The 26,779-nt window shown below is 27.5% G+C and carries 31 protein-coding genes; 25 read left to right on the forward strand and 6 right to left on the reverse strand.

Annotated elements, in window-relative coordinates:
• Positions 1-144 precede the first annotated feature (144 nt).
• Together ACYUCG_RS05030 and ACYUCG_RS05035 are read left to right on the forward strand one after the other, a co-directional pair.
• Positions 145-642, forward strand: a complete 498-nt coding sequence (locus ACYUCG_RS05030; RefSeq protein ID WP_168971568.1) for a DedA family protein — start codon at positions 145-147, stop codon at positions 640-642.
• 88 nt (positions 643-730) lie between these two features.
• Positions 731-1,231, forward strand: coding sequence for a DedA family protein (locus ACYUCG_RS05035; RefSeq protein WP_139934314.1), 501 nt, complete (start codon positions 731-733; stop codon positions 1,229-1,231).
• A 203-nt stretch (positions 1,232-1,434) separates the two neighbouring features.
• Here ACYUCG_RS05035 and ACYUCG_RS05040 read toward each other — a convergent pair whose 3' ends face one another.
• Positions 1,435-1,857, reverse strand: coding sequence for a hypothetical protein (locus tag ACYUCG_RS05040; RefSeq protein WP_060796045.1), 423 nt, complete (start codon positions 1,855-1,857; stop codon positions 1,435-1,437).
• Between the two features lie 234 nt (positions 1,858-2,091).
• Here ACYUCG_RS05040 and ACYUCG_RS05045 point away from each other — a divergent pair, with 234 nt between their 5' ends.
• The 10 genes from ACYUCG_RS05045 (at position 2,092) to ACYUCG_RS05090 (ending at position 9,923) form a co-directional block, all read left to right on the forward strand.
• On the forward strand, positions 2,092-2,868 hold the full coding sequence (locus tag ACYUCG_RS05045; RefSeq protein WP_240298436.1) for a sulfite exporter TauE/SafE family protein: 777 nt from the start codon (positions 2,092-2,094) through the stop codon (positions 2,866-2,868).
• 103 nt (positions 2,869-2,971) lie between these two features.
• On the forward strand, positions 2,972-3,829 hold the full coding sequence (locus ACYUCG_RS05050) for a hypothetical protein (RefSeq protein WP_333962539.1): 858 nt from the start codon (positions 2,972-2,974) through the stop codon (positions 3,827-3,829).
• A gap of 204 nt (positions 3,830-4,033) precedes the next feature.
• Complete coding sequence (locus ACYUCG_RS05055) at positions 4,034-4,219, forward strand: hypothetical protein (protein WP_116484810.1); 186 nt, start codon at positions 4,034-4,036, stop codon at positions 4,217-4,219.
• A gap of 249 nt (positions 4,220-4,468) precedes the next feature.
• On the forward strand, positions 4,469-5,473 hold the full coding sequence (locus tag ACYUCG_RS05060) for an ABC transporter substrate-binding protein (protein WP_460268234.1): 1,005 nt from the start codon (positions 4,469-4,471) through the stop codon (positions 5,471-5,473).
• A complete protein-coding gene (locus ACYUCG_RS05065; protein ID WP_283677775.1) occupies positions 5,448-6,203 on the forward strand; it encodes an ABC transporter permease in 756 nt (251 codons plus the stop codon). The genes ACYUCG_RS05060 and ACYUCG_RS05065 overlap by 26 nt, the downstream gene beginning before the upstream one ends.
• Position 6,204: 1 nt before the next feature.
• Positions 6,205-6,891, forward strand: coding sequence for an ABC transporter ATP-binding protein (locus ACYUCG_RS05070; RefSeq protein WP_139933563.1), 687 nt, complete (start codon positions 6,205-6,207; stop codon positions 6,889-6,891).
• A 20-nt stretch (positions 6,892-6,911) separates the two neighbouring features.
• Positions 6,912-8,240, forward strand: a complete 1,329-nt coding sequence (locus ACYUCG_RS05075; protein WP_139933562.1) for an MATE family efflux transporter — start codon at positions 6,912-6,914, stop codon at positions 8,238-8,240.
• Between the two features lie 254 nt (positions 8,241-8,494).
• Positions 8,495-8,689 carry a DUF4250 domain-containing protein gene (locus ACYUCG_RS05080; protein ID WP_060796047.1) on the forward strand — a complete coding sequence of 65 codons (195 nt, stop codon included), beginning with the start codon at positions 8,495-8,497 and terminating at the stop codon, positions 8,687-8,689.
• Positions 8,690-8,728: 39 nt separating this feature from the next.
• On the forward strand, positions 8,729-9,694 hold the full coding sequence (locus ACYUCG_RS05085; protein WP_060796048.1) for a carbohydrate kinase family protein: 966 nt from the start codon (positions 8,729-8,731) through the stop codon (positions 9,692-9,694).
• 76 nt (positions 9,695-9,770) lie between these two features.
• Positions 9,771-9,923, forward strand: coding sequence for a hypothetical protein (locus ACYUCG_RS05090; protein WP_283677773.1), 153 nt, complete (start codon positions 9,771-9,773; stop codon positions 9,921-9,923).
• 40 nt (positions 9,924-9,963) lie between these two features.
• Here ACYUCG_RS05090 and ACYUCG_RS05095 read toward each other — a convergent pair whose 3' ends face one another.
• A complete protein-coding gene (locus tag ACYUCG_RS05095; RefSeq protein ID WP_060796049.1) occupies positions 9,964-11,619 on the reverse strand; it encodes a SulP family inorganic anion transporter in 1,656 nt (551 codons plus the stop codon).
• 217 nt (positions 11,620-11,836) lie between these two features.
• Here ACYUCG_RS05095 and ACYUCG_RS05100 point away from each other — a divergent pair, with 217 nt between their 5' ends.
• Positions 11,837-12,472 (forward strand): hypothetical protein, encoded by a 636-nt coding sequence (locus ACYUCG_RS05100; protein WP_460268235.1) that lies wholly within the window; start codon positions 11,837-11,839, stop codon positions 12,470-12,472.
• Positions 12,473-12,589: 117 nt separating this feature from the next.
• Entirely contained in the window at positions 12,590-13,126 is a 537-nt protein-coding gene (locus ACYUCG_RS05105; RefSeq protein WP_060796051.1) for a hypothetical protein, read from the forward strand.
• Positions 13,127-13,142: 16 nt separating this feature from the next.
• Here the strand turns inward: ACYUCG_RS05105 and ACYUCG_RS05110 are convergent, their stop codons facing one another.
• Positions 13,143-13,862, reverse strand: a complete 720-nt coding sequence (locus ACYUCG_RS05110; protein WP_460268236.1) for a polysaccharide deacetylase family protein — start codon at positions 13,860-13,862, stop codon at positions 13,143-13,145.
• Positions 13,863-14,038: 176 nt separating this feature from the next.
• On the opposite strand from ACYUCG_RS05110, the gene ACYUCG_RS05115 reads away from it, so the two are divergent.
• Positions 14,039-14,323, forward strand: a complete 285-nt coding sequence (locus ACYUCG_RS05115) for a hypothetical protein (RefSeq protein ID WP_060796053.1) — start codon at positions 14,039-14,041, stop codon at positions 14,321-14,323.
• 11 nt (positions 14,324-14,334) lie between these two features.
• On the forward strand, positions 14,335-15,219 hold the full coding sequence (locus tag ACYUCG_RS05120; protein ID WP_240298429.1) for a LysR family transcriptional regulator: 885 nt from the start codon (positions 14,335-14,337) through the stop codon (positions 15,217-15,219).
• Positions 15,220-15,274: 55 nt separating this feature from the next.
• Here ACYUCG_RS05120 and trhA read toward each other — a convergent pair whose 3' ends face one another.
• On the reverse strand, positions 15,275-15,922 hold the full coding sequence (gene trhA / locus ACYUCG_RS05125; RefSeq protein ID WP_060796452.1) for a PAQR family membrane homeostasis protein TrhA: 648 nt from the start codon (positions 15,920-15,922) through the stop codon (positions 15,275-15,277).
• A 238-nt stretch (positions 15,923-16,160) separates the two neighbouring features.
• On the opposite strand from trhA, the gene ACYUCG_RS05130 reads away from it, so the two are divergent.
• The 3 genes from ACYUCG_RS05130 (at position 16,161) to ACYUCG_RS05140 (ending at position 17,958) form a co-directional block, all read left to right on the forward strand.
• Entirely contained in the window at positions 16,161-16,715 is a 555-nt protein-coding gene (locus tag ACYUCG_RS05130; protein WP_460268237.1) for a DUF1836 domain-containing protein, read from the forward strand.
• 85 nt (positions 16,716-16,800) lie between these two features.
• Positions 16,801-17,364 carry a hypothetical protein gene (locus tag ACYUCG_RS05135; protein ID WP_060796450.1) on the forward strand — a complete coding sequence of 188 codons (564 nt, stop codon included), beginning with the start codon at positions 16,801-16,803 and terminating at the stop codon, positions 17,362-17,364.
• Positions 17,365-17,493: 129 nt separating this feature from the next.
• The gene (locus ACYUCG_RS05140; RefSeq protein WP_060796449.1) at positions 17,494-17,958 is read left to right on the forward strand and encodes a dUTP diphosphatase; all 465 of its coding nucleotides are present in this window, start codon (positions 17,494-17,496) and stop codon (positions 17,956-17,958) included.
• Between the two features lie 148 nt (positions 17,959-18,106).
• Here ACYUCG_RS05140 and ACYUCG_RS05145 read toward each other — a convergent pair whose 3' ends face one another.
• Complete coding sequence (locus ACYUCG_RS05145; RefSeq protein ID WP_283677767.1) at positions 18,107-20,038, reverse strand: ABC-F family ATP-binding cassette domain-containing protein; 1,932 nt, start codon at positions 20,036-20,038, stop codon at positions 18,107-18,109.
• Between the two features lie 169 nt (positions 20,039-20,207).
• On the opposite strand from ACYUCG_RS05145, the gene ACYUCG_RS05150 reads away from it, so the two are divergent.
• Together ACYUCG_RS05150 and ACYUCG_RS05155 are read left to right on the forward strand one after the other, a co-directional pair.
• Positions 20,208-21,491, forward strand: a complete 1,284-nt coding sequence (locus ACYUCG_RS05150; protein WP_460268238.1) for an aminotransferase class V-fold PLP-dependent enzyme — start codon at positions 20,208-20,210, stop codon at positions 21,489-21,491.
• Between the two features lie 256 nt (positions 21,492-21,747).
• Complete coding sequence (locus ACYUCG_RS05155) at positions 21,748-22,113, forward strand: C-GCAxxG-C-C family protein (RefSeq protein WP_460268240.1); 366 nt, start codon at positions 21,748-21,750, stop codon at positions 22,111-22,113.
• Positions 22,114-22,171: 58 nt separating this feature from the next.
• Here the strand turns inward: ACYUCG_RS05155 and ACYUCG_RS05160 are convergent, their stop codons facing one another.
• A complete protein-coding gene (locus ACYUCG_RS05160; protein ID WP_139933553.1) occupies positions 22,172-23,374 on the reverse strand; it encodes a 6-phosphofructokinase in 1,203 nt (400 codons plus the stop codon).
• 408 nt (positions 23,375-23,782) lie between these two features.
• Between ACYUCG_RS05160 and ACYUCG_RS05165 the strand changes: the two genes are divergently transcribed.
• From ACYUCG_RS05165 to ACYUCG_RS05180, 4 genes are all read left to right on the forward strand, one after another.
• The gene (locus ACYUCG_RS05165; RefSeq protein WP_139933552.1) at positions 23,783-24,202 is read left to right on the forward strand and encodes a PTS sugar transporter subunit IIA; all 420 of its coding nucleotides are present in this window, start codon (positions 23,783-23,785) and stop codon (positions 24,200-24,202) included.
• Between the two features lie 153 nt (positions 24,203-24,355).
• Positions 24,356-24,853, forward strand: a complete 498-nt coding sequence (locus tag ACYUCG_RS05170) for a PTS system mannose/fructose/N-acetylgalactosamine-transporter subunit IIB (protein WP_060796443.1) — start codon at positions 24,356-24,358, stop codon at positions 24,851-24,853.
• Positions 24,854-25,011: 158 nt separating this feature from the next.
• Positions 25,012-25,818 carry a PTS mannose/fructose/sorbose/N-acetylgalactosamine transporter subunit IIC gene (locus ACYUCG_RS05175; RefSeq protein ID WP_060796442.1) on the forward strand — a complete coding sequence of 269 codons (807 nt, stop codon included), beginning with the start codon at positions 25,012-25,014 and terminating at the stop codon, positions 25,816-25,818.
• On the forward strand, positions 25,818-26,645 hold the full coding sequence (locus ACYUCG_RS05180; RefSeq protein ID WP_003457176.1) for a PTS system mannose/fructose/sorbose family transporter subunit IID: 828 nt from the start codon (positions 25,818-25,820) through the stop codon (positions 26,643-26,645). The genes ACYUCG_RS05175 and ACYUCG_RS05180 overlap by 1 nt, the downstream gene beginning before the upstream one ends.
• Positions 26,646-26,779: the final 134 nt, after the last annotated feature.

Here is a 26,779-nt window from a genome sequence, read left to right on the forward strand (position 1 = left end):
TAAGTTTTATAGTATATTTTGTCTTTATACACCCTTTTTATTTTGTATTTAGTTAATAGGAATAATAAGGATTAAAAGTGATTATATGTTATAATATTATATATTGACTTGTTAATATTAATTAAGGAAAGAATGGTGGTATTTATGACCATGCAAGATGTTTTATATTATATACATACATATGGTCTAATTATATTATTTTTAATAGTCGTAGGTGAATACTGTATACCAGCAATGCCAACAGGGATAGTAATGCCAGCAGCTGGAATAATTGCAGGACAAGCTCATAAGGGAATAATAAAAGTAATGCTAATATCCTTAATTGCAGGTCTGGTAGGAAGTATAATATTATATTTATTAGGTTATTTTATAGGATCAACACTTTTAGAAAAGCTTAAAATTAAACATCCTAAAATAGAAGATAAGCTTGAAAAAACCGAAAAAATACTAGATAAGCATAGTTTTTTAGGAATATTTATATGTAGATTAATACCTATTATTAGAACTTATGTATCCTTAATATGTGGCACTGTAAAGGTTAATTTTTTTAAGTTTATTATTTTTTCTATACCAGGGATATTTTGCTGGAACTTTACAGGGATTGTAGTAGGCTATTTCTTTGGAGGGAAGATAAAGTTTTAGTTTATAATTTTATGTATTGAATTTTATTAAGATTTTAGGGGAAAATATTAAATTAAAGGAATTATATGAAAGGAGAATGGGGATTTTTATGGACATAGATGCTGTGCTAAATTATTTTGCAAGCTATGGTTTAACCTTGTTATTTGTAATAGTATTTTTAGAATATTTAAATCTACCAGGACTACCAGCTGGAATAATAATGCCTGCTGCTGGAATTTTAGCTTCTAGAAATAATCAAAGTCTAATTCTTGTGGTTTTCATATCTGTTGTGGCTGGAGTTTTAGGAAGTATAGTACTATATTTAATAGGCTATTATGGAGGGGCTATGTTCTTAGATAAATTAGGATTGAAGTTTCCTAAGATTGAGCCAACCATAAGAAAAAGTAGTACTATTTTAAAGGAAAAAGGACTTTTTGGAGTTTTTCTTTGTAGACTATTGCCTGTTTTAAGAACAATAGTTTCTATTATAGCAGGTTCAGTAAGAATGAATTTTTTGAAATTTTTAATATATTCTACTCCAGGGATATTTTTATGGAATTTAGGATTTATATTTACAGGATATTTCTTCGGAGATGTATTTTTAAAATGAAAATTAGTATATAAATAAAAAATGGCTGTATAAAAAGTATAAGTCGAACTAAAATTTATTAAGTAACAATTAGAGAATTAAATAATATATTTAAGTTTTAATTATTATAATACAGCCAATTTAAATTTTATATGAAAAATAATAAGTCTAAAAGGAAAATCCTTTTAAAATAAGAGGAAAATTATTAGTTATTTTCTCATATCTTACATAAGAAAGAAGTTAGCTAAGGTTGAATTAGGATTTTCTTTTAAAATTTCTTTCGCAAGATTAGAACAAATCTCATAAGTTAATAGAGGTTTCTCTAAGGTTCCAAATAATAAAAGCCATTCCATATATTTTGTGGAGTTTTCTAACTGAAAGGCTTTCTTTCCATGATAAAAAGCTAATTCTTCATAATATAAGGGTGTCATTACTATAAATAAATAGTAGGATATAAGATAATTGCAGTAAGCAAGTTCCTTTCTTTTTGTCTTTTCTATAGAAGTAAGTTTATTATAAAGATAAAAATAAAAATTATTTTGAGTGTGAAAATCCTTTGTTTTAAGTAAGATTAAGTGTTCTTCTGTTATGTCAAAAATACTACATTTATTTAAATCTAAATTCAATAAGTCATTTAATGTTTCCATAATATATCTCCTTATAGTGTAATATATAAATATAACATACTACATAAGATTTCTTATGTAAATAATTTAGGGTTTAAGCTTTTTAAAGTACTTTATTGTAATATATAAATATAGAGTTTTTAGATAAGTTTAAGTGATGTTTTTAAATTAAATATGGAAAGGAGGTATTTTAAAATAATATAATAGATGAGAATTTTAAAATAATATAAATAGTTAATTTAAGGAAGTGGTAATATGGTTTTAATATATTTTTTAGTAGCTCTATTATCAACAATTTGTGGGTCAATGGCTGGTCTTGGTGGAGGAGTAATAATAAAGCCAGTTTTAGATTTCTTAGGAGATTATAATATAGAAACTATTGGAGTTTTATCAGCTTTTACTATTTTTTCTATGGCATTAGTTTCAATAATTAAACAATTATCTTATAAAAGCAAGATTGATATAAAAAATACTGGGCTATTAGGTATTGGTTCTGTAATTGGAGGATTATTAGGACAAAAGTTATTAACTTTTATATTAAAAATTGTTGAAGGAAGAATTGTATCTTTAGTACAGAGTGGAATTTTAGCATTGTTATTAATATTTGTTTATATATACATGAATAATAAAGAAAAGTTTAAGAGTTACAAAATTGATAATTTTATTTTAAGTACTATAATTGGGATATTTTTAGGATTAATAGCAGCCTTTTTAGGTATTGGGGGAGGCCCAATAAATGTTGCCTTTTTAACAATATTCTTTTCTATGGAAGCTAAGAACGCTGCTAGAGATTCTGTGCTTATAATATTATTCTCTCAAGCATCTAAACTTTTAACTATTGCTTTTGGAACTGGATTTTATGGGTATGATCTATCCATGCTTCCATATATGATATTTGGAGGTGTTCTAGGAGGGTTTATAGGAGCTAAATTTAATAGAATGTTTAGCAATGAAATAATATTAAGAGTTTTTAATACTATAACAATTTTAATTATAGGATTAAATATATATAATTTCATAACTGCTATTTAATAAAAACTTTTTAATTTAGACCTAGATGAAATATATATGCAAATAAAATGTGATATAATAATTGAAAAGAATATATTCTCAACAAAGTGAGGGTGATAAAAACATGGTAAGAACTAACATAAGTTACGGAGCTAAGGATATTTTATATAAGCTTATGGGACAACTTTATAAAGGAAAACCATTAGAAACTTTAGGAGTTAATGATATTCCTAAAATAATGGACAGGCTACCAAGAAACTTTTTTGAAAATGAAGTTTCAGAGGGAGGTCCTAATGAAATATTTATTTTAGAAGATGGCTCTATTTTACTTTTTGGATATGAGGATGAAAAAAATATAGATGAAAATATGTTTATATACTTAGAGGTGGCTGTTAAGGTTATAAAGAGATATTATAAGCATAGAGGAGCCTTTCCAAAGGTTAGAATGGCTATAATTTATAATTCAAGTGTTAAGGAAGCAAGAAACACTTTAAGTTTTGGAGATATACTTATTTGTTCAGAAAGCATATTTATGAATAAGCTAACTGCGGAGAAAGTTTTAAAAGAGTTAAAGGAGAAGGTTTTAGAAGATAATTTAACTCAAGCTGATAAGATAAAGTTCATCATGTTACCACTTATGAAGAGTGAACATGATGACAGCAATATTTTAAGAGATTGTGTTCAATTAGCAAAATCAATAAAATCTGAAAGAGATGAGGCAATTATATTAAATGGAATAATTGAATCTACAGATAAGTTTATTAGTGAAGAAGAAGCAAGAGAACTTAAGGAGTTGTTAGAAATGACTAAGATTGAGAGATTATACAATGAAGAAAGAGATTTAGCTGTTAAAAATGCAAGAAAAGAAGAGCAATTAAGAATAGCAAAAAGTCTTGCGGGAATATTATCACCTGAGTTAATATCAGAAAAGCTAGGTGTAACAATAGAAGAAATCTATGAGCTTCAAAATGCAGAAGGCTAAATAGCATATTAAGATTTAATTTTAATAAAAAAGCTTTGGATGAGAATAATTTTTGGCAATGAAAATTATTTTCCCCAAAGCTTATTTTTTAGTGTTTTAAATATATATTGAAAATATGAACAGGATAAAGAAGATATTCATAAAAATGAAAAATGTGCTATAATTAAAATCATTATAGATTTTTTAAAGGAGAGAAGTTAAAGAATGGAACTTTTAGTTTATGTTAAAGGAAGAAGAGATCCTTTTACTTATAGTGGTGATAGAATAGATGTTTTAGATTTTGAAATGAATGGGATAAAGTATAAACAAATAAGATATTTTAGAAAAGGCTTTTCAAAATCAGAACTTATAGAAAGTGAATTAATAACTAGAATGAGAGAAAAGAAGTAGATTAATTTTGCCATGAATAAAATAAGCCTTTACTCATAAAATAAAACTGATTTAAGATGAGGAGGTGAGATTTATGGCAAAGAAAGATCAACAATCTTCTTGGAATTCAAAAAGATTTAAAGCACCTAAAAAAAATAATGAAGAACCAGTGCCAGAAATTCAAGGAAAAGAAAAATAGATAGATATTGAAAAAATAATGAATAAGTGGCAAAATAAAACATAGAAAATTTATTATATGGAGGTGCAGGGGTGAAAAAATTAAATAAGTTTTTATCATTAGGTCTTATGGTATTATTCTCATTAACCATATTAATAGGATGCAATACTTCTAAGAAAGAAGAAGCTAAGGCGCCTGAAGAAAAAACATCCATAGAAATAGTAGTACCAGATGGACTTCCAGCTATTAGTATAGTTAAAATGATAAAAGAAAAACCAGAAATAAGCAAAGGCTTAGATATAAATTATTCAATAGTAAAAGGATCAGATGCTTTAGTTTCTAAGGTGTTAAAAGGAGAGGGAGATATCTTTATAGTTCCTTCAAATGTAGCGGCTATTGCATATAACAAGGAAGCTAAATATAAACTTGCAGGAACAGTAGGTTTTGGATCATTATATGTTATAAGCAGTGATGATTCTGTTAATAGCTTAGAAGATCTTAAAGGAAAAGATGTTTACAATGTTGGTCAAGGATTGACTCCAGATTTAATATTTAAAATATTGCTTCAAAATGATGGAATAAATCCTGAAAAAGATTTAACATTAAGTTATGTAAATGCGGCTTCAGAATTAGCTCCTTTATTTATAGAAGGAAAAGCTAAATATGCAGTTGTTCCAGAACCTATGTTAACTCAAATAATGACAAAGAAACCAGAAACGAAAATAGTAGCATCATTAAATGAACAGTGGAAGAAAATGAGTGATTCAAAAATGGGATATCCTCAGTCTAGTGTTATAGTTAAAGAGGATTTAGTAAAAAATAATTCAGAGGCTGTTCAAAAGATCTTAAAGGAAATAGATAATAGTACTAAGTGGGCAAATGAAAATAAAGAAGAAGCAGGTGACTTTGCAGAAGAAGTTGGCATAACAGGCAAAAAAGAAATAATAGCTAAATCTCTAGAAAGAGCAAACTTAAATTATGTAAGTGCTTTGGATAGTGAAAGTGAATATATTAAATATTATGACAAGATTTACAGCTTAGAGCCTAAAGCTATAGGAGGTAAAAAGATAAATGAAGAAATTTTCTTACAAAAATAAGAAATTAATATTTTTATCTTCAGTTATACTTTTTATTTTATGGCAATTAGCTAGTATGATTATAGGGAGTGAGGTAATATTACCTTCTCCCTATTTAACGTTTAAGGGGTTAATTGAAGTAATAAAATCAAATGACTTTTTCAAAATAATAATAAGTACTTTAGGAAGAACTTTCATAAGTTTTACCTTAGCCTTAGTTATAGCTTTATTTTTAGGGGTATTTAGTGCTTTTAATAAATATGTTTATAACTTTATGGTACCTATATTAAATGTAATGAGATCTTTACCAACAATAGGCTTTATAATACTTGCTTTAATTTGGTTAAGCCAAGGTAGTGCTCCTATATTAGTTGGATTTGTAATGAGTTTTCCTATATTTTATGATGCCATAATAGGAGCTATATTAAATATAGACAAAAATATACTAGAGATGGCTAAGGTTTATGAGATTGGTATAGGTAATTTAATAAAGAACATATATTTGCCAAGCATAAGTTTTGCTATATGTAGAATAATAGTTTCAACATTTTCTTTAACTATGAAGTTAGTGGTTGGGGGAGAAGTTATTGGACAACCTAAATATGGTATAGGAACGGCACTTTTTGTGGAAAAGAATTATTTAAATACTAATATGGTATTTGCATGGATAATAGTAGTAATTATTATAGGAATAATTTTTTCTTTAATACAAAAAACTATTGATGGTAGAGTTTTTAGGTGGATGAAATAAAATGAGTATTAAATTAATAAATATAGAAAAGAATTTTGAAAGTAAAAAAATATATGATAAATTTTCTTTGACCTTTGAAGAGGGAAAAATAAACTGTATTTTAGGAAGGTCTGGATGTGGGAAAAGTACTTTATTAAATATAATAGCTAAACTTGAAGAGTTTAAATCAGGTGAAATTATAGGAGTTCCTGAAAAAATAGCCTATGTGTTTCAAGAGGATAGGCTTATTGAATGGAATAGTATATACACTAATATGGAATTACCCTTATTAAAAACTTACACAAAGGATGAAAGAAAAGAAAAAATTAAAAATATCCTAAGAGAAGTTGAACTAGGGGATTGTATGAATGCTTACCCTAAAGAGTTAAGTGGAGGTATGAGGCAAAGAGCAAATATAGCTAGGGCACTTCTTTATAATGGAGAACTCCTTTTAATGGATGAACCTTTTAAATCCTTAGATAAAAGTAGCAAAGAAAATATTATTGAGATATTTAAGAGAAATCATTTAGAAAAAAATAATACAGTTATAATGGTTACCCATGACATAAATGAGGCTTTAGACTTAGGAGATAATATATTTGTTTTAGGTGGTAACCCAGCAATTTTAATTGATAAATTTAAAGATGTACAAAGGTCAAAAGAAAAAAATAATATAGAAGATAAAATTCTACTTATTTTAAAAGAATAAGATTATAAAGGAGGGGTATAATGAGCAAAAAATTAGATTTACTACAGGATAAAGAAAGTATATTATTAAGAAAATATATGATACCTTCAGTTGCAGGAATGCTAGGACTATCAGTATGTATATTATTTGATACCATGTTTATAGGGCATAAAATTGGAGAATTAGGATTAGCAGCATTGAATATAGCTTTGCCAATATACAATTTATATAGTGCCATAGGTCTTACTATTGGAGTTGGAGGGGCAACAGCCCTATCAGTAGCTATGGGCCAAAAAAAATTCCATAGAGTAAATAGAATATTTACTTCAGCAGTATTTGCAACTATCATATTTTGTATAATAATAAGTTTATTAGAAGTTTTCTTTTTAGATAAAATAGTTTATATGCTTGGAGCTTCAGAAGCTACCTTTTTATTAGCTAAAGACTATTTAAAGACAATTTTAATCTTGAATCCAGCTTTTATTTTTGCATCAGCATTTATTGTTTTTGTTAGAAATGATGGAGAGCCTAAATTAGCTATGTATGCAGTAATAGGATCAAATACAACTAACATAGTACTAGATTATGTATTTATATATATATTTAATTTAGGAATGTTTGGAGCAGCATTAGCAACATCTATAGGCCAATTGGTAGCTTTAGGAGTTTTATCAATACATTTTATAAAGAAAAATAACACCATGCATATAGAGCTTGGAGGAATAAATTTAGATAATATAGGAAAAGTCCTTAAAAATGGAGTGCCTAGTTTCTTAAATGAAATATCAGCAGGATTTGTCATATTTATTTTTAATATTGTAATATATAAATTTGAAGGGGATTTAGGAGTTTCGGCTTATGGAATAATTACAAATATAGTTTTAATATTCATGGCAGTTTTTAATGGAGTATCCCAGGGGGTTCAACCTTTAATAAGTGTAAATTTTGGAGCTAAAAAGGAAGAACGTGTCAAAGAATTTTTAAGGTTAACAAGAATAATAGTATTGATTTTAGGTGTAGTTTTTTTAGGTATGGGACTATTATTACCAAATCAAATGATAGGATTGTTTACAAGTGACACAGGACGCTTATTAAGTATAACTAGACAAGGGATATATTTATACTTTATAGCATTCTTATTTAATGGAAGCAACATACTTAACATAGCCTATTTACAAGCAGTTGAAAAATCAAAGGAATCCTCTCTTTTATCAACACTTAGGGGACTAATATTTGTTATTATATTTATAATAGTATTACCAAGAATTATAGGTGTTTATGGAGTATGGCTAACAATTCCAATCACTGAATTAAGTACACTTTTATTATTTTTAATATTTGAAATAAGAAATAAAAGAAAAAGCATATGAAATAATAAAAACCGTTGATAATCAACGGTTTTTATTGTAAATGCAAAGAAGTAAATATAGTATAGTAAGAGTTATAGTGATTTTTAAAACAGGAGGTTAAGTTCTTATAAGTGAGGTATTGTCTTATAATTAACCTAATAACATACTATGCAGACTTATTAAAATGTGATAATAAATTAAATAAAAAATTGTAGAAGTTAAATAAGTTGTATATAATAATATTAAAGCATTTTTTTAAAGGAGAGATTTTTATAATGGACATTGGCAACTATAGAGAGATGGATCCATATATGTTACTTAGTATTATAAATTTAAAATTAAGAGATTATTATAGTAATATAGATAGTATGTGTGATGATTTAGGAATTGAAAAAGAAATTATTGGACAAAGACTTAAAGAATGTGGATACATATATAATAGTGAAAATAATCAGTTTGTTGCTGAATAATTATAATTTATGTTTTTTTAAATAGGGAGGATTAATTAAATGAACTTAAGAAAAGAACCATATTTATTGGTATTTGGAGCTTCTGTAGTGGATGTGTTTGGATTTAGTAAGGCGAGTTATAGACCATATAACTCAACACCAGGTCATGTAAAGATATCTTTTGGGGGAGTTTGTAGAAACATTGCTGAAAATATGGCAAGAGTAGGCGTAAATACTAATTTTATGTCCATATTAGGTAATGATGAGCATGGAAAGAGTATAGTAGAGCACTCAAAGAAAATAGGATATCATATGGATGATTCTATGGTAATAGAAGGTGGAAGTACGCCAACTTACTTAGCTATTTTAGATGAAAATGGTGAAATGGTTTCTGCTATTGCAGATATGAAAAGTATAGGAGCTATGAATACTGATTTCATAGATTCTAAAAGAGAAATCTTTGAGAATGCTGAATATACAGTTTTAGATTCTGATAATCCAGAAATAATGGAATATTTATTAAAAAACTTTAAGGATAAAACTAACTTTATCTTAGATCCAGTATCAGCTGAAAAAGCAAGCTGGGTAAAACATCTTATAAAAGATTTCCATACAATAAAACCTAATAGACATGAAGCAGAAATATTAGCAGGTTTCCCTATAACAGATACAGAGGACTTAATAAAGGCAAGTAATTATTTCTTAGGTTTAGGAATTAAAAAGGTATTTATAAGTTTAGATGCTGATGGTATATTCTATAATGACGGTGTAGCTTGTGGTAAAATAAAAGCAACAGAAGTTGAAGTTAAAAATGTTACAGGAGCAGGGGACTCTTTTGTAGCTGGATTAGGATATGGATATATGAATAAAATGCCTATAGAAGATATTGTTAAATTTGCTATAACTATGTCTAATATAACAATATCACATGAGGAAACAATTCATCCAGACATGGCTTTAGATACTGTTTTAGCTAAGTTAGAGAAAACAACTTGGGAAGAAGAAAAATACGATTTAAATAAATAGAATAAAATATTTTGGATTTTCTTGTAGGCTTAAATTCTAAGCCTACATAAATATATAAATGTGGTGAGGTGAGATTATGAGTAAAAAAATAAAAAAAGGAAAACTTGCTCTATTAGCCCTAGCAGGAAGTGCTTTTGTAGCATCACTGTTATATGATAAAAACCAAAAAAATAAAAAAGATATGGAAAACTTAGAATTAGAGTTACAAAATATAGAACCTGAAGAATAGAAAATGAAAAAGACACTAGTAATTACTAGTGTCTTTTATTCTAAATTAAAGAATTTGCTTTTTCTAAAGCTTCATCAAAATTTGTAGCGAAGTGATCTTCACCTAAATTATCAATGAATCCCATAAGTCTCATAACTTTTTTTGGTTGTTCCTGTAATTCAGATATTATTAAAGTCATATTACGAGACTTACAACTTAATGCTATATTTTTTATTTGTTTATAGCCTGTAACATCTAAGGTTTTAGTATGTCTCATTCTTAAAACAAGAACCTTTGCATCATCATTTATTTCCTTCATTGTATTCATAAATGTATCTACAGCACCAAAGAAAAGATGACCTCTTATATCATAGACTAAGACATTTTCTCCAACCTTAAGATTTTCCATATCAGTATCTATATTAGATTTATCAGAACAGTCATTTTCATTTAATTCATTTACTTCTATAGAAGTAGCAACTCTTCTCATAAATAAGCACATAGAAACTAGCATTCCTATTCCTATAGCAATTACTAAATCAAATAATACTGTTAAGAAAAATGTTGTTAATAATATAGCTATATCACTTTTAGGAGCCTTAAGTATTGCTTTAAAAGTTCTCCATTCACTCATGTTATATGAAACAATTATTAATATTGCTGATAAAGTAGTTAATGGAATGAATTTAGCAAGAGGCATAAATATAAGCATTATAAGTAATAAAGTTATTGAATGAACTATACCAGAAATAGGAGTTCTTCCACCATTTTTAACGTTAGCAGCAGTTCTAGCAATTGCTCCAGTAGCAGGGATTCCTCCAAATAGAGAAGAACCCATATTAGCAACCCCTTGAGCTATAAGTTCTGCATTTGAATTATGCTTGTCTCCAATCATACCATCTGAAACAACAGCAGATAATAATGATTCGATTCCACCTAAAAGAGCTATTGTAAAAGCAGGTCCTATTAATGCTTTTAATGTATTAAGATTTAGGTTAGGAATATGAGGTATTGGAATATTTGAACTTATTTTACCAAATTGACTTCCTATTGTCGCAACTGGTAGATTAAATATAAATACTACTAAAGTTGTTACTATTAAGGCTATTAAAGATCCAGGAATCTTTTTATTTATTTTTGGCCAAAAAATTAAAATAACAAGTGCTAGCACTCCTATAGCTAATGTATAAAAGTTTGTAGTATTCATATGAGATATGTAAGCTTCCCACTTAGGTATGAACTCAGAAGGTGTTTTAGTCATTGTAAGTCCTAAAAAATCCTTAACTTGTGTTGAGAAAAGAGTTACAGCTATACCAGAAGTAAATCCTACTGTTATTGGATAAGGTATGTATTTTATTAAGCTACCAAATCTTAATAAACCAAATAAAACAAGAATAATACCAGCCATAAATGTGGCAATTATTAATCCATCAACTCCATGATTTTGTATAATACCAAATACTATAACAACAAAGGCACCAGTAGGTCCACCAATTTGAACTCTACTTCCCCCTAATAATGAAATTATGAATCCAGCTATGATTGCAGTTATTAATCCTTTTTCAGGAGATACCCCTGAAGAAATACCTAATGCAATAGATAGTGGTAAGGCGATAATAGCAACTATTATCCCAGCGATTAAATCTTTAAAAAATTGTTCTTTTGAAAATCCGTTCTCTTTATCATCTAAAAGAGAAATTAACTTTGGTTTGTACATTGAAATATATCAGCTCCTTATAAAACAGTCGATTTCTATTATATTACTTAAATGGTATATTTACAATTTCGTGGAACGATTTGAAACGTTATTAATTAAGAAATATATATTGTTTACGAAAAGTTTACAAATTATCTCTTTAAGGTAACCTATGTTACGGAATAATAGGTAAAGATAAAATATAATTGGTTTATAAATTATATTAAGAGGTGAAAGTATGAGCTTATTTTTAGGAAAAATCCATTTTTGGTTATTTGATAAAATAAAGTGGTTTGAAAATTTAGAGGAAGAGGTTTTAGAATTATCAAAAGAAAGAAATATGCCAGTAGAGGATTGGGTTTCTTATGCAAACTTAAATTTTGGAGAAAAAACTCCAGACAAACCTTTAGATGAAATAATAGATGAGAGTAATATACATGGCTGGTTAGAAGCAAGAATAAATTCAGCTGAGGGTAGATGTGCATATTATATAACTAATATGTTAAATGAAGATGCGGGAATAAAGAAAGAGCTTATAAAGCTTTATGAAAGCCATGGAAAAATAAATGCAGATGAGTGTAAAGGACAAATAGATGGGGAAAATATTTTAGAAGTGTATAATTCTTTAAATGATTATATATTAGATGGTATGCCTTGTGATAGAATTAATGAAGTTTTAGAAAATTCTCCTGAAAAAATAGTATGGCATATGAGTAGAGACATACATGAAAGATTTTGGAGCAATGTAGGAGGAGATGTAACTGAATTTCATGATTTAAGAAATTCATGGATAAAAGCTTTTGTTAAAGAAATTAATCCACAATTAGAATTAGTTGTTTATGAAAATGGAGATAAGGCTATAGTAAGAAAATAGTTTAGCGTATTAATTTTTACATATTATAAATAAAACATAGTGAAATAAGTAAGATAATGGCACTTTTACAATGAAACACATATTATGAATTATAACCTTTTAACATAGGAGGATAATATGTATTTAGCTCAAGGTGCCATTATAAGTTTGGACTTAGGGAAAGGGCATATTATAGATAAGGATACATCAGATGATTTAAAAGAAAAAATTGAACAAACTATAGTTGATTTTTTTAAGAAGGAAGTAGTTCAAAATAATTTAAGGTTTATTGATTGTACTCCATATAATGAATTTTTTATTTCAAATGGAGAAGAGTTAAAAAGCATAGTGAAAAGAGTAAATAGAAGTGAATCAGATTTGCATATTACTTTAAATATTGATTTTTCAAAGTCAAATGAAATTTTTTGTTTTGTAGAAGAATTTGATTCAAAGGGTAGAAAGTTTGCAGAGAATATATGCTCATTTTTTGAATTAAGCAATTATAAGAATAAGGGTGTTAAGAACGCAGAAGTTTATAATCTTTTATATGTAAATAAACCAAGTATAATAATAGATTTAAATTTAAATATTAAGGATGAATCCGAAGTGGTTGAAAAGGGAGAATGCATAGCTAAAACCTTAGTTGAATCTATTTTAACTTTAGGAACAAAATAAATGTTGAGAGAAATTCTCAACATTTATTTTTTAATCTATAAATTTCAGGAGTATTTTCATCTATTATTTCAAAACTATATCCTGCTGATTTAAAATGTTTTATGATTGATGGCAATGCTTTAGCAGAATTATTATTAGAATATCCACAATGCATTAAAAGCACAATATAATCAGAATTAGAAATTGACTTTTGGATTATAGAACTTGGGCTTAAATTTGGATTAATGGCATCAGTGCTGTCTACTGTCCAATCATATATTCTAAAGCCTTGTTCATGTAAGGAATCTACTAAAGATTTTTTTAAGGTATATGTGCTATTGTTAGAACCGAATGGAAACCTAAGAGAAAATACTTTCTTTCCAATAACATTTTCTATAGATTTTTGAGCCTTTAAGTTCTCTTCTAAGAATGAGGCGTCATTTCTGTAAATTTTATTTCTTTCATGTGTAAATGTGTGTACACCTATGGAGTGACCCTCATCATTCATTCTTTTCACCAAATCAGGATGTTGCTCCACAAGCTCTCCTATTAAAAAAAATGTAGCTTTTACATCATTTTCTTTAAGAGTGTTTAAAATTTCTTCTGTAACCTTACCACCAGGACCATCATCAAAGGTTAAAAATATTTTTTTTGTATTTTCTTCTTCTAAGTCAGCTGCTTTAATATATTTTGGAGAAGTAGCTAAGGCTGAAAAAGAAAATATAAATGCAAATAGTAGAAAAGCAAATTTTTTCATTTTATCACTTCCTTAAATATTATCTTTATATTTAAAACATCTTAATTAGTATTTTCAAAAAAAGCATTAAATATAAGTATATTAGGTTAAAAATTATAGAGGAAGAATTGTTTTTTATTTCTTTCACTTTATGTTATAATTAATAAAATAAAAAATATAAAAGAGAGTGATAATATATGGAGAAGTATTTAAGAATAGTATTAGGAATAATTGTTACAGTACTTATATTAAGTTTTGCAATTTGGATACTACCTTATGTTTTAATAGGATCTGTGATACTTATCCTTATAGGATGGGTGTACTTTAAATTTATAAGAAAATATGTTAATAAAAATAAAAAAGAAAAAACAGAATCTTATACTTACACATTTACAAGAGAAGAACACAAGTCAGAGCCTGATATTGAAGATGATGGCCCTGTTATTGATGTAGATTTTGAAGAAGTAAAAGAAGATAAATAAGGATTGATTGCATGAATTTTAGAAAGTTAAAAATATTTTTTGAAACAGCTAAATGTCTAAATATGACTAAAGTAGCTAAATCTATGTATATAAGCCAGCCATCTATAAGTCAGGCTATAGCTGAACTAGAAAGTGATCTTGATGTTAAACTTTTTGATAGAATAGGTAAAAGACTTTATCTTACTCATGAGGGTGAAGTATATTTTGAATATAGTAGAAGAATTTTAAACCTTTATGAAGAGGCTAATAGTACTATTATAAGTAGTAAAGAAGGTCAAAAAGGAAAAATAGTTATAGGAGCAAGTACAACAATAGGTATATATATACTTCCAGAGTTAATAAAGGAATTCAATGAGTTACATAAAAATATAGAAATCTCTTTAATAATAGAAAATACACAGTTAATAGAAGAGCTTATTATAGAAAATAAGGTTGATATTGCTTTAGTAGAAGGATATGTAAAATCAGATGAATTAGAAATATTAGATGTAGGAAAGGATGAATTAATATTTATAGCAAATCCTAATAATCCTATATTTTTAAAGGAAAAAATAACTTTAAAAGACTTAGAAGATGAAAAGTTTATTATGAGAGAGCCTGGAAGTGGTACAAGAGAAATTGTAGAAAATTATCTTATAAATAAAGGTTGTAATTACAATGTATATATGGAACTTGGAAATACAGAAGCCATTGTAAGAATTGTAGAGACAGGACTAGGCATAGCATGTGTTTCTTGTAAGTCAATTGATGAAAGAATTAAAAAAGGATTAATTAGAGAAATAAAAATAGAGGATGTTAAGATAAGTAGAGATTTATATCTTATATATCATAAGGATAAGTTTATTTCCAAAAACTTAGAGATATTTATAGATAAAATTAAAAATTCAGATATATAAAAAGGATAGTAATACTTATTCATAAGTATTACTATCCTTTTTCTTTTATACTGATTTATAGTAGATAAAAGAAAATAGATATAAAGTGACATAGGCTCCCTAATAATATAAAGATATGGAATATTTCATGGAATCCTAAGTGATTAAATTCAAGAAATTTTGGTTTTAGTGCATAAATTATTCCACCAACTGTATATATAACTCCTCCTATTGCTAACCAAATTAATGCTAAAGCAGGTATGTTTTTGAAAAATGGAATAGCACCTAAAGAAATCCAACCCATTCCTATATACATAAGAGTAGAAAGAATTCTAGGACAATTAAACCAAACCATTTTAAATAAGATACCTAAAATTGTAAGAATTACTATTAAAGAAGTTATAAAAATTTGAGCTTTACCTTCAAGACCAATAAGACAATAAGGCATATAACTTCCACAGATAAGTATAAATATCATAGAATGGTCTAAACGTCTTAAAAATGCTATGGTTTTTTCCTTTGCATTAACTAAATGGTATATAGCAGAGGCACTATAAAGCAACACTAATGAAAAACCAAATAGAATAACTGATAAAAGTGGTAATCCAATCCCGTATATATAAGTAGCTTTAGCTGTTAGTGCCACTAAAGCAAATATTGATAAAATAGCACCAAATAAATGAGTAAAACCATTTATTGGTTCTCTAAAAAACGTATTTTTCATAACATACCTCCAAGGAAAAAGTTTTCAAGTAGTTTTCAAAACTACTTACTATCATATTACAATTATCCTTTAAATATAGGAATATATCAACCTTTAAATTAAGGAGAATTTTAATGATATGTAGATAATATTGCCAAATAGCTTGAATTTATTTTGATTTCCTTATAATATAATATATATAGGATGAAATGTAGTTTTAGAAACTATGTGATAAATTAAATCGAATGGAAGTGATTTTATGAATTTAAATAATTTATTAGAAAGTTTAAATTTAGATAATAATATTAATTTAGAAGATATACCAGAATTAGATTTATATATGGATCAAGTAATACAATTGTTTGAAAATAAGTTAGGTGGAAATAAGAGATTTGAAGAAGATAAGATTTTAACTAAAACTATGATTAATAATTATGCTAAGGGAAAATTGTTAATGGATATAAAAAATAAAAAGTATAGTAAGGAACATATTATACTTATGTGCTTTATATATAATATGAAGGGAATATTAGCACTTAGTGATATAAAACTAGCTTTAGGAGATATTGTTGAAAGATATAACAAGGATGAATTAAATTCAGAGGATATAAGAGCGCTTTATAGAATATATTTAAAAGGACAAGAAAGGAATACAGAAGATATAAAGAAGGAGATTAATATAGACTTAAACAATTTGGGGAAAGAATTTAATTCACTAGAAAGTAGTGAAAAGAAATTACTTCTTTCTGCAATGCTTGTGGATAAAGCAAATACATATAAAAAGCTAGCTGAGAAAATACTAGATAGTGAGTAGGGATTAAAACACATAAAATGTAACATTTTGTAATTGGTAGTCATAATATATATTAATCATATGATAAAACCTAGGAGGGTAAATTATGGATTATAAAGATTACCAATGTGATTCTCAAGGAATAGAATTAAATGAATTAGAAGAATTATTTGAAGATGTAAGATATAATAATTATCATCATAATAACTGTGATAACCACAATCATTGTGATCATCATGATCATAATCATGGATGCTGTGATGATGGAAGAGATTGTTGTAAGAGACCTCAACCAAAACCAATTCCTAAAAAGGGAACTATTGAAGTACAATCTTTATTAGGATGTTCTGATGGTGAACCAATAAGTGGAATGCCAATAGAATTATATAAAGTAGATTGTAATACTGGTTTTGAACTTGTAGATTGTAAATACACAGATCGTTGTGGAAAAGTTTGTTTTAAATGTTTAGAAGATGGCTTATATGCTGTTAAACAACCTGTAGATCGTTGCTATTTTGAAGCACCAGAATATTATCCATGTTATGAAGTATGTATTTCTCCAAGAAATAAATGTGCTAAAGTAGTAATAATCAACAGATTAAGAGAGAGAGAAGACTGTGATAGACCACCTATACGTTGTAGATGTAATAATGGAGCAGGTTGTCAATAATTAGAATAAGATTATTTAGAAGCTCACAGAATATTCTGTGGGCTTTAATTTTTAGAAATAAAATTATATAATAGCTATAGTTTAATTTCTAAAAATTTATATAAATTAAACAAAAGAAAGGAATTTGATATGATAATTAGAATTAAATATTTTGATAAAGCAACTAAATTAAAAAAAATAACAAAGGGTAATTGGATAGATGTATATGCTAATAAGGATGTATTTGTTAAATGTGGAGATAGAGCAATGATACCTTTAGGCTTCGCTTTAGAACTTCCAGAAGGGTGGGAAGGGCATTTAGCGCCTAGAAGTTCAACTTTTAAAACTTGGGGAATTATACAAACTAATAGTGTTGGCGTTGTAGATGATACATATATAGGAGATAATGATCAGTGGCATATGCCAGTTTATTGCTTACAGGGAAAAGACATTGAAAGTGAGAATGGGAAAGAAGTTAAAGGAACTTGGATAAGAAAAGGGGATAAAATAGGTCAATTTAGAATTATGGAAGTTATGCCAGAAATCCAGTTTGAAGAGGTTGAATCCTTTGGAAATAAAGATCGTGGTGGATTTGGTACTACAGGAACAAAATAGATAAATAAAGGGAGAATGTATTATAATTAGCTTTAAAAATTTTATTTTAATACATTCTTTTTATTTAAGTTTAATTTAAAAGAAACTGTATGGAAAATTTTTATAAATAAGTTTCCATACAGTTTCTTTTTTGAGTGTTAGAATAGAATTAGTCTTCTAGAGATTCAGAAAGTTCTTCCCAAGTAGCATAAAGGGAATCTATTTCTTCTTGAACAGAATTAATTTCTTTATTTACTCTTACACTTTCTTCTGGATTTGAATAAACCTCTTCATTACAAAGCATTTCTTGAAGTTTTTCAAGTTCTTCTTCTTTTTGAGGAATTAATTTTTCAACATCTCTAAGTTGAGCTCTTAAAGCTCTAGCTGATTTTTCAGCTGATTTTTTCTTTTTTCTTTCTTCTTTTATTTGTGTTTTTGTTTTACCTTGGTTTATTTCCTCATCAATATCTTCATATCTATTAGGATTAGCTTTCTTATCCATATAATAATTGTAATTTCCTAAGTATGTTTTAAGACCATTTTCTTGAAGTTCAACAATTTTGTTGATTACTTTATTTAGGAAGTATCTATCATGGGAAATTACTATTAAAGTTCCATCATAACTTAAAATTGCATCTTCTAAAGCTTCTCTAGACATAATATCTAAATGATTTGTAGGCTCATCTAAAAGAAGAAGATTGGCCTTTGAAAGCATAAGTTTTAAAAGGTTTATCTTACACTTTTCACCACCACTTAATAAAGAAATTTCTTTAAATACATCATCACCAGTAAATAGGAAAGAAGCAAGATAATTTCTAACCTCAGTAGTAGTAAGATTAGGGAAGTCATCCCAAACTTCATCTATTATAGTTTTATCAAGATTTAAATTAGATTGTTCTTGATCATAATATCCTGTAAATACATTTTTACCAAGGGATACAGAACCAGAATCCTGTTTTAACATTCCCATTATTATTTTAAATAGAGTAGTCTTACCTCTACCATTTTCACCTATTAGGGCAACCTTTTCTCCACGTTTTAAATCTAAATTTACATTTTCAAATAAGAGACTATCGTAGCTCTTTTTTAGGTTTTCAATATGTAAAACATCATTTCCGCTTTTAACTAAGGTTTCAAAGCTTATTTTAGAGGCTTCTTTTATAACCTCTGGTGCCTCTAGACGATCCATTTTATCTAAAGCTTTTTGTCTACTTTCAGCAGCTCTAACACTTTTTTCTCTATTAAATGAACGGAACTTTTCTATAATTTCCTCTTGTCTTTTTATTTCTGCTTGTTGCAAGTTATAAGCTTTTAATCTAGCTTCAATATCTTTTTTTCTAAGTTCAAGGAATTTAGTGTAGCTTGCATTATAACAATGTATCTTTCCACCAATAAGTTCAAAAGTTGTATTTGTTACAGAGTCTAAGAAAAATCTATCATGGGAAATAACAAAGACTGTTCCCTTATAACCGTTAAGATATTCTTCAAGCCATTCTATAGCTTCTAAATCTAAGTGGTTTGTAGGCTCATCTAAAAGAAGTAAGTCTGGTTTTCTTAAAAGTAGCTTACAAAGTGCTAATCTAGTTTTTTGACCTCCACTAAGGTTTATAATTTGATTATTAAAATCTTCTTCTAGAAAACCTAATCCTTTAAGAACTCTAGAAATTTCTCCCCTAAAAGTATAACCACCTCTATTTTCATAAAGTTCTTGAGAAAGGGTATAATCTTTTATAAGTTTATTATGATATTCTTCATTTGAAGCATCATAAGGTTCATTAAGTTTTTCTTCTAAGGTTTTAATTTTATCTTCAAGTTCCGTTAAAGATGAGAATACAGAAAGCATCTCATCATAAATAGTATTTTCACTATCTAAAGATAAATTCTGAGAGAGATATCCTAGTGTTTTGTTTTTATCTAAAAATAATTCACCGCTATCATAATCTAGTTGCTTGGTAAGAATTTTAAATAAGGTTGATTTACCTTCTCCATTTGGTCCTATTAAACCAACCTTGTCACCTTCATTTATATTAAATGTTACATCTCTTAAAATCTCATCAATACCAAAACTTTTAGTTAAGTGTCTACAGCTTAAAATAATCATTTTAAAACTCCTATCATCGAATTTATAGTATTAATCAAATACAATTATACTAATAATGGAGAATTTCATCAAATTAAATGTTTACTTAGAAAGGATTTAATAAAATGCCTATGTTTTAAGAACCTAATTCAAACTTTTAGAATACTATATATCAATGGAGTGATGTGTTATGAATAATTTTAGAGATTTATTTATAGGTATTGATGAAGAAATAACTATTTATAATGGAAAAAAGATAGTACCAATTAATCTTGACAATGCAGCTACTACACCTGCTTTAAAAGAAGGATTAAATTGTGTTAGTGACATGTTGCATGTATATAGTTCTATTGGGAGAGGAAAAGGGTACAAAGCAAAATTTTGTAATGAATTTTATGAAAACTCAAGAAAAAAGATTTTAGAGTTTTTTAATGTTAAGAATACAGATGACTATACTGTAATATATGTTAAAAATGCCACTGAAGGTTTGAATCTTTTAGCACATTCCTTAGGAAATAAAAAAGATTATGTCCTAAGCACTAGAATGGAGCATCATGCAAATGACTTGCCTTGGAGGGAGAATAGCAATATTTTATATGTTGAAGTTGATGAACTAGGACTATTAAGAAAAGAAAAGATAGAGGAAGCAATTAAAAAACACAAAGGAAAAGTAAAATATCTAACAATAACAGGTGCCTCTAATGTAACAGGATACTTAAATCAAATAAATGAAATAGCAAAAATAGCCCATAATAATGGAATTAAAATAATAGTAGATGCCGCTCAGTTAGTTGCTCATAAACCAATAAATATAGGGGGAACAGGAAATAATGATCACATAGATTTTCTAGTTTTTTCAGCTCATAAAATGTATGCTCCCTTTGGAACAGGTGTAATTATTGCATTAAAAGAGCTTATAAAAGATAAAGATCCATTATTAAAAGGTGGAGGAGCAGTGGACCTAGTTTCAGATAATAAGGTGTTTTTAGATAGTGAACCAGAGCGTTTTGAAGCAGGAACACCTAATATAATAGGAGTTTGTTCACTTTTATCATCTATTAAAGTAATAAAATCTATAGGTTTTGATAAAATAGAATTACTAGAGGAAAACCTGAAAAAAACTTTGTTAGATGGATTAGAACGTATGCCAGATATAATAACATATGGAGATTCTAATTATAAAAATAGAATAGGAGTAGTGGTATTTAATGTTAAGGATATTCACCATGATGTAATATCAGAGGGATTATCTAATCTTAGGGGAATATCTATTAGAAATGGTACTTTTTGTGCTCATCCTTATGTTAGGAGACTTTTAAACCTTAAGGATGAAGAATTTTCAAAATATGCTTATAGCAATAAGCCTAGACCAGGAATGTTAAGAGCAAGTTTAGGATTATATAATACTAAAGAAGAAATAGAGGAATTTTTAAATACATTAGAAATAGTAAAACGAAAAGATTTTAGATTGTGAATCTCATTCTAAATAAATTCTTAATTTTTAATATATAAGAATTTATTTAGAATTTTTTTATTTAAAATCACAGAAATAAAAAGAAATTTTTGATATTATAAATTATGTAATTAATGTTATATTAAATTAAAAAATAAAAGTTAAATATTCTATTTAGAAGTTCTTTTACTAGTTTAATTTAATAGGTTGCAAAACATTATAAATACTTATCTTTTGTGAAATATGCAGGAGATATTTTAGAAAGAAGGAGAAAAATATGAAAAATCCATCAGAATATCATAAGGAAGGATATACTTGTGCAGAGGCTATTATAAAATCTTATAATGAAGAATTTAATAAGGACATACCAGTAGCCTTAGGAAGTGGTATGGGAACAGGCATGGCTGTTGGAAGTTTATGTGGAGCTGTAAATGGAGCTGTTCTAGCTATTGGTTTCATAAAAGGAAGAGAGAGTAATGAGGAGAAGAATGAAGCTAGAGCTTATTCAAAAGAACTTTTAAATAGAATAAGAGCAGAGTTTAATTCAGAAATTTGTTTAGATTTAAAGAAAAGTAAGGTAAGTTGTGCAGAAATAATAGATTTTGCATATAATACCCTAAAAGATGTTCTTAAAGAAGAATAAAAGACATGCATTTTATGCATGTCTTTTATTAAATGTGGGTAATTGAGTAAAATAATATCTATAAAACAAAACTATGATAAAGAGGAAGAGAATCTCTATCCTCGAAATCGCTAATTAATGGTTTAAGGTATGCTAAACCTTCTTCAGTTATATTGTTACCTTCTTCATTTATCCATTCACTTGGGAAATATTTTATATTATTAGCTATTTTATCAGCTTCAATTAAAAAAGTAGAACTCTTATATGGAAATGAAGATTCTCTTCTTATAGCAACCATATAGCCACCTTCTGAATTAACAGAAGCTTCTAAGGCAGCTTGTCCTACCATAACAGCTTCATTTACATCTATTTTAGATGAAGCATGCATAGAACATCTTTGTAGAGTATTAAGTTCTAGAGATTTAACTCTATTTGTTATACTAGCTTGGATTATTAGGTTCTTTAAGTAAGCACCTACACCACCTAATTGAGCATGTCCAAATGAATCATCATTTGATGCAGTTTCAGTAAGAAACTTTCCATTTTCATCTTTTAATCCTTCAGAAGCTACTATATATACATGTTTTTTTTCTTTAAATATTCTAGCGACATCAGTTAAAAAGCTTTGTACTGAAAATGCTCTTTCAGGTAAATATACTAAATCAGCACACTTAGTTCCATTTATAGTTGCTAAAGCTCCAGCAGCAGCTAACCAACCTGTATCTCTTCCCATAGTTTCAACTATGAAAATTCCATTATTGGTATAAACTTTTGAGTCTAAATAAGTTTCTAAAACTGCTGTAGATATGAATTTGGCAGCACTACCAAAGCCAGGAGTATGATCTGTGTGCATTAAATCATTATCTATTGTTTTAGGGATTCCAAAGAATTTTATATCTATATTTTTAGCTTTCGCAAAAGCATTTAATTTAGCAGTAGTATCCATTGAGTCATTTCCACCTACATAAAAGAAAGCTTTTACATTAAGGGAATTTAAAATATCTAAAAGTTTTAAATATTCATCTTCACTTTCGCTAAGAGGTTTTAATTTATATCTACAAGAACCTAAACCAGAAGCAGGTGAATTTTTAAATCTTTCTAATTGAAGATCATCAAGTTCTGAAAGGTTTATTATAGTTTTATTTAATATACCTTCTATTCCATTTAATCCACCATAAACATTCTCATATAAATTAAGTTTTTTATTTGCTTTAACTAGACCATAAACACTAGCATTTATTACTGAAGTAGGTCCACCAGATTGAGCTATAATACAATTCATTTGAAAAATCTCTCCTTTTATTATGCACATTTATATATAAAAGGATAAATGTGCTATACTATTAAACTTAATAACGTACTCTATTTCATAATATACACTACTTTAATATTTCTTGTCAAATAGGAAAAATAAAATTTTAATTTAGATTAAATCTGAAAATGATTCGTATTTATTTGAAAAATTTTAAAAATATAAGGAATTATTAAATTTTTTAAATAAATAATTTATATTTTAATTAAAAAAAATAAATGGAGTTTTATTTAAAAATTGAGTAACTTATTAAAAATATTATCAAAAAACTATTAAGAAAAATTAAGAGTGATTCAAAAAATATTTCTATTTTATTCATTTTTTGGTTGATTTTTGTTCAAGTGGTGATATAATTAGTAAACGAGAGGTGAAATTTTTATGAACAAAAAAATCTTAATAGCAAGCCATGGTAAGTTGGCAGGGGGAATTCAAAGTTCCTTAAATATACTTGCAGATAAAGGTGATGATGTAGAAGTTATAAATGCATATATCACTGATGAAGATTACACTCCACAAATTATAAATTTTATAGAGAGCATTGGGGAGAATGAGCAAGGTATAATATTTACTGATTTATTCGGTGGTAGTGTTAATCAAAAAGCAGTAACACAAGTTGCAACTGCTAAAAAAGAAAATATTTTTATAATTTCTAATGCTAATTTAGCAATAGTATTATCAATATTATTTTCAGTTGAAGATGAGTTAACAGAGGAGTCTATAAAAAATGCTATAGATGAAGCTCAAGTAACTCTTGTTTCAACAAAGTTATCTAATGATGATGAGGATGACTTTTTTTAGATATTAAGAAATTAAAAACCAATATCTAATAATACTCTTTAAGAAAACGATTAATTATATTTATATGAAACAACAAAAATTTTTAGACTAATAGTAATCGTTTTAAAAAGAAAAAATAAAAATATTATGTTTAAATTTTAGGAGGAAAAAATTATGATAACTCAAATACGTGTAGATGACCGTTTAATACATGGACAAGTAGCAGTAGTATGGACAAAGGAGCTAAATGCACCACTTTTAGTAGTAGCAAATGATGAGGCAGCAAAAAATGAAGTTATGCAAATGACTTTAAAAATGGCTGTACCAAATGGAATGAAACTTCTTATTCGTTCAGTTGATGATGCTATAAAAGTTTTCAATGATCCTCGTGGTAAGGATAAAAGAATGTTTGTTATAGTAAACAGTGTATCAGATGCTACAAAAATTGCTAAAGAAGTTAGTGATATAGAATCTGTAAACGTTGCTAATGCAGGGCGTTTTGACAAATCTAATCCAAAAGACAAAGTAATGGTATTTTCAAGTGTTCAATTAAATCCAGATGAATTAAAAGCTGCTAAGGAATTATCAGAGCTAACTAATGTTAAATCTTATAATCAAGTATTACCATCAAATCCACAGCTTGATTTAAAGAAAGCTTTAGCACAATTTTAATATAATATTTGATTAGATAAACTAGATTTAGTTTAAATTAAAATTTTAGAATAGCTTATAAATCGATTTACATTGAATTTTTTAGAGAAAATAAAGTTAAATAAAGAGTTTTTAGAATTAAATATTAAAAAACTAAATATTTTTAGGGGGTAAAAAATATGTTAATGCATGCTTTAATGGCAGCACTAAGTGTATTTATCTGTTTTGCTGGTAACTACTTAACAGGACAAAGTATGATGGAACGTCCTTTAGTAGTAGGTCTTGTAACTGGTATATTAATGGGAGATATGAAAACAGGTATTTTAATGGGAGCAGCTCTAGAAGCCGTATTCCTAGGAAATGTTAATATAGGTGGGGTTATAGCAGCAGAACCAGTTACTGCAACTACCTTAGCAACAACTTTTGCAATTATTTCTCATGTTGAAACAAAAGCAGCGATTACACTAGCTATACCTATTGGTATGTTAGCAGCTTTTGTTGTTATGTTCTTAAAAAACGTTTTAATGAATGTTTTTGCACCTGCTTTAGATGATGCTGCTAGAGAAAACAATCAAAAGAAAATAGTAGCACTTCATTATGGTACATGGGTATTATATTATCTTATAATATCAGCTATATCTTTCTTAGGAGTATTACTTGGAAGTGGTCCTGTAAATGCACTAGTAGAAAATATACCTGCTAAACTAATGAATGGATTAAGTGCCGCTGGTGGACTTTTACCAGCAGTTGGTTTTGCAATGTTAATGAAATTACTTTGGGATAATAAATTAGCAGTATTTTATTTACTTGGATTTATTCTTACAGCTTACTTAAAACTGCCAGCTGTTGCTGTAGCAGTAATAGGAGTTGTAATATGTGTTGTAACTTCACAGAGAGATTTACAGATTTCAAATCTTGTACTTGCAGGTCCAAAAGGATCTGGACAGATGACCAAAGAAGATGAAGAGGAGGAATTTTTTGCGTAATGAAAATGAAAGAAAACTTATCAATTGAAGATAAAAAAATGTTACGTTCAGTATTCTGGCGTTCTTGGACTATGAATGCTAGCCGTACTGGTGCTACACAATATCATGCAGTAGGGGTTATATATACTCTTTTACCTGTAATAAATAGATTTTATAAAACTAAAGAGGAAAGATCAGAAGCTTTAGTTCGTCATACTACTTGGTTTAATGCTACTATGCATTTAAACAATTTCATTATGGGACTTGTATCTGCTATGGAACGTCAAAATAGTGAAGATGAAAACTTTGATTCAAGTTCAATTACTGCTGTAAAGGCCTCATTAATGGGACCGCTTTCAGGAATAGGAGATTCCTTTTTCTGGGGTATTTTAAGAGTTGTTGCAGCAGGTATAGGTATATCATTAGCTAGTACAGGTTCACCTTTAGGGGCAATAGTATTTTTATTATTATATAATATTCCAGCATTTTTAATACATTATTATGCACTTTATAGTGGATATTCAGTGGGTGCAAACTTTATACAAAAATTGTATGAAAGTGGCGGTATGAAAATATTAACTAAAGCTTCAAGTATACTTGGTCTTATTATGATGGGTTCTATGACTGCATCAAATGTTAAGTTCAAAACTATACTTCAAGTTGCTGTAGAAGGAAGCGATAAGCCTATTATGATTCAAGAATATTTGAATCAGTTATTCATTGGTATAGTTCCATTATGTGTAACTTTACTTGCATTCTATCTTTTACGTAAAAAAGTTAACATAAACATGGTAATGTTTGGTGTTATGTTTTTAGGTATAATATTAGGTTTATTAGGAATATGTTAAAATGTACTTATAAAAAGTCAGTTTTTTAGATACAATTACTTTTTATCTTGGCTTTGTGTTAGATAATATGTATGAACAATTTTTATTGAAAAATTAAATTGTAAAAAGGATATATTATAGTTGCAACTATGCAA

The sequence above is a fragment of the Clostridium sp. CTA-17 genome (assembly GCF_054767895.1).

Bases quoted from the DNA above. Each gene is read 5' to 3' on its own strand.
- ACYUCG_RS05180 (WP_003457176.1), top strand. From the start codon at position 25,818: ATGAAAATGAAAGAAAACTTATCAATTGAAGATAAAAAAATGTTACGT.
- ACYUCG_RS05140 (WP_060796449.1), top strand. From the start codon at position 17,494: ATGATAATTAGAATTAAATATTTTGATAAAGCAACTAAATTAAAAAAA.
- ACYUCG_RS05075 (WP_139933562.1), top strand. From the start codon at position 6,912: ATGAGCAAAAAATTAGATTTACTACAGGATAAAGAAAGTATATTATTA.
- ACYUCG_RS05095 (WP_060796049.1), bottom strand. From the start codon at position 11,619: ATGTACAAACCAAAGTTAATTTCTCTTTTAGATGATAAAGAGAACGGA.
- ACYUCG_RS05160 (WP_139933553.1), bottom strand. From the start codon at position 23,374: ATGAATTGTATTATAGCTCAATCTGGTGGACCTACTTCAGTAATAAAT.
- ACYUCG_RS05055 (WP_116484810.1), top strand. From the start codon at position 4,034: ATGGAACTTTTAGTTTATGTTAAAGGAAGAAGAGATCCTTTTACTTAT.
- ACYUCG_RS05045 (WP_240298436.1), top strand. From the start codon at position 2,092: ATGGTTTTAATATATTTTTTAGTAGCTCTATTATCAACAATTTGTGGG.
- ACYUCG_RS05040 (WP_060796045.1), bottom strand. From the start codon at position 1,857: ATGGAAACATTAAATGACTTATTGAATTTAGATTTAAATAAATGTAGT.
- ACYUCG_RS05090 (WP_283677773.1), top strand. From the start codon at position 9,771: ATGAGTAAAAAAATAAAAAAAGGAAAACTTGCTCTATTAGCCCTAGCA.
- ACYUCG_RS05135 (WP_060796450.1), top strand. From the start codon at position 16,801: ATGGATTATAAAGATTACCAATGTGATTCTCAAGGAATAGAATTAAAT.
- ACYUCG_RS05120 (WP_240298429.1), top strand. From the start codon at position 14,335: ATGAATTTTAGAAAGTTAAAAATATTTTTTGAAACAGCTAAATGTCTA.
- ACYUCG_RS05070 (WP_139933563.1), top strand. From the start codon at position 6,205: ATGAGTATTAAATTAATAAATATAGAAAAGAATTTTGAAAGTAAAAAA.
- ACYUCG_RS05115 (WP_060796053.1), top strand. From the start codon at position 14,039: ATGGAGAAGTATTTAAGAATAGTATTAGGAATAATTGTTACAGTACTT.
- ACYUCG_RS05080 (WP_060796047.1), top strand. From the start codon at position 8,495: ATGGACATTGGCAACTATAGAGAGATGGATCCATATATGTTACTTAGT.
- ACYUCG_RS05165 (WP_139933552.1), top strand. From the start codon at position 23,783: ATGAACAAAAAAATCTTAATAGCAAGCCATGGTAAGTTGGCAGGGGGA.
- ACYUCG_RS05155 (WP_460268240.1), top strand. From the start codon at position 21,748: ATGAAAAATCCATCAGAATATCATAAGGAAGGATATACTTGTGCAGAG.
- ACYUCG_RS05150 (WP_460268238.1), top strand. From the start codon at position 20,208: ATGAATAATTTTAGAGATTTATTTATAGGTATTGATGAAGAAATAACT.
- ACYUCG_RS05170 (WP_060796443.1), top strand. From the start codon at position 24,356: ATGATAACTCAAATACGTGTAGATGACCGTTTAATACATGGACAAGTA.
- ACYUCG_RS05110 (WP_460268236.1), bottom strand. From the start codon at position 13,862: ATGAAAAAATTTGCTTTTCTACTATTTGCATTTATATTTTCTTTTTCA.
- ACYUCG_RS05145 (WP_283677767.1), bottom strand. From the start codon at position 20,038: ATGATTATTTTAAGCTGTAGACACTTAACTAAAAGTTTTGGTATTGAT.
- ACYUCG_RS05085 (WP_060796048.1), top strand. From the start codon at position 8,729: ATGAACTTAAGAAAAGAACCATATTTATTGGTATTTGGAGCTTCTGTA.
- ACYUCG_RS05030 (WP_168971568.1), top strand. From the start codon at position 145: ATGACCATGCAAGATGTTTTATATTATATACATACATATGGTCTAATT.
- ACYUCG_RS05105 (WP_060796051.1), top strand. From the start codon at position 12,590: ATGTATTTAGCTCAAGGTGCCATTATAAGTTTGGACTTAGGGAAAGGG.
- ACYUCG_RS05175 (WP_060796442.1), top strand. From the start codon at position 25,012: ATGTTAATGCATGCTTTAATGGCAGCACTAAGTGTATTTATCTGTTTT.
- trhA (WP_060796452.1), bottom strand. From the start codon at position 15,922: ATGAAAAATACGTTTTTTAGAGAACCAATAAATGGTTTTACTCATTTA.
- ACYUCG_RS05100 (WP_460268235.1), top strand. From the start codon at position 11,837: ATGAGCTTATTTTTAGGAAAAATCCATTTTTGGTTATTTGATAAAATA.
- ACYUCG_RS05065 (WP_283677775.1), top strand. From the start codon at position 5,448: ATGAAGAAATTTTCTTACAAAAATAAGAAATTAATATTTTTATCTTCA.
- ACYUCG_RS05130 (WP_460268237.1), top strand. From the start codon at position 16,161: ATGAATTTAAATAATTTATTAGAAAGTTTAAATTTAGATAATAATATT.
- ACYUCG_RS05035 (WP_139934314.1), top strand. From the start codon at position 731: ATGGACATAGATGCTGTGCTAAATTATTTTGCAAGCTATGGTTTAACC.
- ACYUCG_RS05050 (WP_333962539.1), top strand. From the start codon at position 2,972: ATGGTAAGAACTAACATAAGTTACGGAGCTAAGGATATTTTATATAAG.